Source organism: Corallococcus sp. CA053C (genome assembly GCF_003611675.1).
In the GTDB taxonomy this organism is placed as follows: Bacteria; Myxococcota; Myxococcia; order Myxococcales; family Myxococcaceae; genus Corallococcus.
In genome coordinates this window covers 1-5,576 of sequence record NZ_RAWA01000535.1, presented here as the reverse complement: position 1 = coordinate 5,576, position 5,576 = coordinate 1, and the positions used below count along the sequence as shown (strand labels likewise).

The 5,576-nt window shown below is 66.4% G+C and carries 6 protein-coding genes; 5 read left to right on the top strand and 1 reads right to left on the bottom strand.

All coding sequences use genetic code 11. The features are described 5' to 3' along the window. Positions 1-24 precede the first annotated feature (24 nt). From D7V97_RS39335 to D7V97_RS39315, 5 genes are read left to right on the top strand one after another with little or no spacing between them, the layout of a single operon-like run. Positions 25-900, top strand: coding sequence for an SCO family protein (locus D7V97_RS39335; RefSeq protein WP_120615712.1), 876 nt, complete (start codon positions 25-27; stop codon positions 898-900). Further along, positions 897-1,943: a cytochrome c oxidase subunit II gene (gene coxB, locus D7V97_RS39330; protein ID WP_120615711.1), complete on the top strand. Its 1,047-nt coding sequence runs from the start codon at positions 897-899 to the stop codon at positions 1,941-1,943. Before D7V97_RS39335 ends, coxB begins: the two co-directional genes overlap by 4 nt. Beyond that, a complete protein-coding gene (locus D7V97_RS39325) occupies positions 1,927-3,606 on the top strand; it encodes a cytochrome c oxidase subunit I (RefSeq protein ID WP_120615710.1) in 1,680 nt (559 codons plus the stop codon). Before coxB ends, D7V97_RS39325 begins: the two co-directional genes overlap by 17 nt. Further along, positions 3,599-4,261, top strand: coding sequence for a cytochrome c oxidase subunit 3 family protein (locus tag D7V97_RS39320; protein WP_120615709.1), 663 nt, complete (start codon positions 3,599-3,601; stop codon positions 4,259-4,261). The genes D7V97_RS39325 and D7V97_RS39320 overlap by 8 nt, the downstream gene beginning before the upstream one ends. A 10-nt stretch (positions 4,262-4,271) precedes the next feature. Continuing rightward, positions 4,272-4,712, top strand: a complete 441-nt coding sequence (locus D7V97_RS39315; RefSeq protein ID WP_120615708.1) for a cytochrome C oxidase subunit IV family protein — start codon at positions 4,272-4,274, stop codon at positions 4,710-4,712. A gap of 84 nt (positions 4,713-4,796) precedes the next feature. On the opposite strand, the gene D7V97_RS39310 is transcribed toward D7V97_RS39315, so the two are convergent. Continuing rightward, positions 4,797-5,576, bottom strand: a 780-nt coding sequence (locus tag D7V97_RS39310) for a DUF481 domain-containing protein (RefSeq protein WP_233583521.1), incomplete at its 5' end; no start/stop codon positions are given.

Here is a 5,576-nt window from a genome sequence, read left to right as displayed (position 1 = left end):
CCCCCTCACCGAGCCGTGCCTGCCATGCCGTCCTTCCTCCCGCACACCTCCGCCCGCGCCGCCGGGCTCTTCGCGGCGGTCGCGCTGGTGCTCACCAGCGCCACGCCTGCGTCCGCCCTGCCGGGTGGAGGCCGGACCCCGCGCGCCATCGTGGAGGCGGACTCCGACCTGCCTCCGCCGGTGACGGGCGTGGACGTGGAGGAGCACCTGGGGGCCCCCCTCCCGCTGGAGACCCGCCTCCTGGACTCCTCGGGGGAAGAAGTTCGGCTGGGGACCCTGCTGTCGAAGACGCGCCCCACCCTGCTCACGCTGGTGTACTACGAGTGCCCCATGCTCTGTAGCCTCGTCATCAACGAGCAGGTCCGCGTGATGCGCGAGCTGGGCCTGGAGCTGGGCAAGGACTACGAGGCGGTCACCGTGAGCATCGACCCCAAGGACACCCCGGGGCAGAGCAGCGAGCGCCGCCGCAAGTATCTGCAGTCCATGGGCAAGCCGGAGACGGCGCCCTGGCATTTCCTCACCGGCACCGACGAGAACGTCCGCAAGCTCGCCGACGCCGTGGGCTTCAAGTACACGTATGACCCGAGCACGAAGCAGTACGCCCACCCCGCGGTGGTCACCGTGCTCACCCCGGAGGGGAGCATTTCGCGCTACCTCTACGGCACGTCGTTCGACCGTCAGAACGTGAAGCTCGCGCTGCTGGAAGCGGCGGGCGGTCGGGTGGGGACGAGCGTGGATCGCATCGTCATGTCCTGTTTCAAGTACGACACCGCCACCCGGCGGTACGGTTTCTACATCTTCGGATTCATCCGCCTGGGCTCCCTTGCTGTCTTTGGCGCCCTGGCCACGATGCTGATCTATTTCTGGAGGCGCGAGCTGAAGAAAGGCGCGACTACATGAGCGACCTGGCCAACCAATTCCTGTTCCTCCCGGAGCGCGCGTCCACGTTCGCGGAACGGGTCGACTTCCTGCACTACTTCGTCGTCGGTACGACGATGGTGATGTCCGCGGGCGTCGGTCTCGCGGCGCTCTTCATGTTCTTCCGCTACCGTCGGCGGGAGGCCCACCAGACGACGGAATACGTCGTGCCGGACCTGAAGACGGAGTTCCTCTTCGTCTCCGTCCCGCTGGTGTTCTTCCTGGCGTGGTTCGCCATCGGGTTCCGGGACTTCACCTGGTACACCACTCCGCCCAAGGACTCGATGGATGTCTACGTCATGGGCAAGCAGTGGATGTGGAAGTTCTCCTACCCGGAGGGCCCCAACGGCGTGAACGTGCTGCACGTGCCGGCGCACCGCCCGGTGCGACTGCTCATCACGTCCCGCGACGTCATCCACTCCTTCTACGTCCCGTCCTTCCGCATCAAGATGGACGCGCTGCCGGGCCGCTACACGCAGGCCTGGTTCGAGGCGACGAAGCCCGGCACGTACCAGGTGCTCTGCACCGAGTACTGCGGCCTGTCGCACTCGAAGATGCTGGCCGAGGTCGTCGTGCTCGCGCCGGAGGATTACGAGAACTGGCTGAAGGAGCAGCAGCGCGGCCGCCTGCAGGACCGGCAGGACGCGCTGGCGGACACGTCGCTCGTGCCGCCCGTGGCCCGCATGTCCGAACAGGGCCAGAAGCTGGTGGGCTCGCAGGGGTGCCTGGGCTGCCACTCGGTGGACGGCTCCAAGCACATCGGCCCCACCTTCCTGGGCATGTACGAGCGCACCGAGAAGCTCCAGGACGGCCAGGACATCCGCGTGGATGAGGCCTACATCACCCAGTCGATGATGGACCCGGGCGCGCACATCGTCGCGGGCTACCAGAACGTGATGCCGACCTACCAGGGCAAGCTGCAGGGCCCTGAGTCCGCCGCCATCGTCGAGTACATCAAGTCGCTGCGCACTGCGAACGTGCGCGAGAGCGCTTCCGAGGGACCCGCCTATGACCCCATCCAGTAGCATCGCCGCGCCGGGGGCCGTCGTCCCCGGCCATGAGGCGACCGACGACCACGGCCATCATCCGAGCTACCTCACGGACGGCACCACGGTGAAGTCGTGGCTGCTGACGGTGGACCACAAGCGCATTGGCATCATGTACATGGCCTGGGTGCTGCTCTTCTTCCTGGTGGGCGGCATCTTCGCGCTGCTCATCCGGATCGAGCTGCTGACGCCCGGTCCGACCATCATGGACGCGATGACGTACAACCGCGTCTTCACGCTGCATGGCATCGTCATGATCTTCCTGTTCATGATCCCTGCCATCCCCTCCATCTTCGGCAACTTCATGCTGCCGCTGATGCTGGGCGCCAAGGACGTGGCGTTCCCGCGGCTGAACCTGCTGTCGCTCTACGTGTACCTGGCGGGCGCGGGCTTCGCGCTCTGGGGCATGCTCAACGGCGGCCTGGACACCGGCTGGACGTTCTACACGCCGTACAGCGCGCACACGACGACGACGGTGGCGCCGGTGCTCTTCGGCGCGTTCATCATCGGGTTCAGCTCCATCCTCACGGGCATGAACTTCATCGTCACCACGCACACCATGCGGGCGCCGGGCATCACCTGGTTCAAGATGCCGCTGATGGTCTGGGCGCTGTACGCGACCAGCTGCATCCAGGTGCTGGCGACGCCGGTGATTGGCCTGCTGCTGCTCCTGGTGACGGCGGAGAACCTGTTCAGCCTGGGCATGTTCGACGTGGCCCGCGGCGGTGATCCGGTGCTCTTCCAGCACCTGTTCTGGTTCTACAGCCACCCGGCCGTGTACATCATGGTGCTGCCGGCGTTCGGCGTGATGAGCGAGATTGTCTGCGCCTTCAGCCGCAAGAACATGTTCGGCTACCGCGCGGTGGCGTACTCCAGCGTGGGCATCGCCTTCGTGGGCTTCTTCGCCTGGGGCCACCACATGTTCGTGTCCGGCCAGTCGACCTTCAACGCCGGCGTGTTCGGCGTGCTGTCGATGCTGGTGGGCGTCTTCACGGCCATCAAGGTCTTCAACTGGGTGGGCACCGTCTACAAGGGCGCGGTGGAGTTCTCGACGCCGTTCGCCTACTTCTGCGGCTTCCTGTTCTTCACCGTGTTCGGTGGCATGACGGGCATCGCGGTGGCGACGGTGTCGCTGGACGTGCCGTGGCACGACACCTACTTCGTCGTGGCGCACTTCCACTTCATCATGGTGGGCGCGACGATCATGGCCTTCCTGGCCGCGCTCCACTACTGGTTCCCGAAGATGTTCGGGAAGATGTACCACGAGGGGTGGGGCCTGGTTTCCGCGGCGCTCATCATCCTGGGCTTCAACGCGACGTTCATCCCGCAGTTCCTGCTGGGCAACGCGGGCATGCCGCGCCGCTACTACGAGTACCCGGAGCGCTTCCAGGCGCTGAACGTGGCCTCCACGGCCGGCGCGTCGCTCCTGGCGTTCGGGTTCATCATCATCGCGGTGTACCTGACGTACGCGCTGGTCTACGGCGAGCGCGTGGACAACCCGTGGAACAGCCGGGGCTACGAGTGGCTGACGTCGTCTCCGCCGCCCACGCACAACTTCATTGGTCCCCAGCCGACCTACCCGGAAGAGCCCCACTTCTACGTGGAGCCGAACACGGGCAAGGGCGAGGTGTCGGATGTCTAGCGCGCACGTGACGCCGGGCACGGTGCCCGGTCCGAAGCTGGCCGCCCACTTCGCGTCGCTGGAGGTGCAGAAGCACGCGGCGCGGCTGGGCATGTGGCTGTTCCTCGCCACGGAAATCCTGCTCTTCGCGGGTCTCTTCGCGTGCTACGCGGCGTACCGCTTCCTGTTCCCGGAAGCGTGGGCCGCGTCCAGCCGCAGCCTGGACCTGACGATGGGGACCATCAACACCATCGTGCTCATCACCTCCTCGTTCACCGCCGCCATGGCGGTGCACTACGCCAAGGAGGGGAAGAACAAGATGGTGGGGCACATGTTCGTGCTCACGCTGCTGATGGCCATCGGGTTCCTTGTCATCAAGTTCTTCGAGTACAAGCACAAGTTCCACATCGGGACGCTGCCGGGCCGCTACTACTTCTACGAAGGCATCCAGCTGCCGGGCGCGCCGCTGTACTTCACGGTGTACTTCGCCTCCACCGCGCTGCACGCGCTGCACGTCGTCATCGGGATGACGGTGCTGGCGTTCTCCACGGTGCGCGCGTACCGCGTCGGGGACTTCAACGCGAACAACTACACTGCGGTCGAGCTGGGCTCCATGTACTGGCACCTCGTCGACCTGGTGTGGATCTTCCTCTTCCCGATGCTGTACCTGGTCTGAGGGACACGACATGGCCATCGCCAACGAATCGCATCAGGAAGAGCACAACATGCAGGAGCACCACGGCGCCGGGCGCTACGTGGTCATCTGGGTGGTCCTGCTGGTGTTGACGCTCGTCACGGTCTTCACGGGCCGCATGCACCTGCCGAGCTTCGGCCTGCTGCTCGCGCTCGTCATCGCCAGCGTGAAGGGCACGCTGGTGGCGCTGTACTTCATGCACCTGTCCGAGCACCGCGGCGCCAACCGCCTGGTGTTCGGGGTGTCCATCATCTTCGTGGTGCTGCTCATCGGCTTCACGCTGATGGACTTGGGCACGCGCTTCCGGCTCGCCAACCCTCCGGGCTCGCAGTACAGCGACCTGCAGTCGGTGGACATCGGCGCGAACCCGGCCGAGGGCCGCCACGGTGGCCACCAGCAGAAGATCAAGCAGGAGCACGAGACGCACGAGTAGTCCTCAAGCGCCTCACGTCTTGAAGCAGCCACGCGGCGCCCGGGATTGCTCCCTGGCGCCGCGTCGCTTTTCACGGCCTTGCGACTACAGCGCGACGGTCAGGTTGAAGGAGAGCGCCGTGTCGGTGGACACCTTGCCCGGGGGCGGGGCGCTGTCCGACTTCACGAGGAAGCCCACGCCCAGGGCCAGCGCGTCGGTGAGGCTCGCCATCACCTGCGTCTGGCTGTTGAAGAGGACGCGCGAGTCGCTGATGACGCTCACCAGGATCTCGGCCTCCTCCTGGAAGGTGATGTCCTTGGAGATGCCGTAGCGGAACAGGGCGCCGAAGCGGGGACCGCCGATGTCCACGTCCGGCAGGTCCAGGCGCTCCGGGTAGTACTGGAAGCGCGTCTCGCGGGCGTAGCGGAAGGCGAAGTCGGTGCGCAGGGTGGATTCACCTCCGGACTCCTTCTTGGTGTCGAACCAGAGGACGCTGGCGCCGGCTTCACCGTAGGGCCGCGACTCCACGCTGCCGATGTGGTCCGTCAGGACGCCCGCCAGCAGGTAGCCACTGAGCAGCTCCGTGAAGCGGCGGTCGCCACGCAGCTCGATGCCGGCGTTGAGGGCCACCACCTGCGACAGCGACTCCACCTCCCCTTCCAGTTGGGGCGGGCGGCTGCGGCCGTACGCGCCGAAGGCCTTCACCGAGTAGATCCAGTGCTCCGTCTTGCGCAGCGCGCTCGCGAGCCCGCTCACCGTCAGCGTGGACGCGTTGCCGGTGAGGGAGATGAGGCTCAGGCCCACGCTGACGTCCCAGGTGTTGGGCTTCGCGGCGGCCGGGGCCGCGGCGGCGGCCGGGGGCGCTTCCGGAGGCGGGGCGAGGGG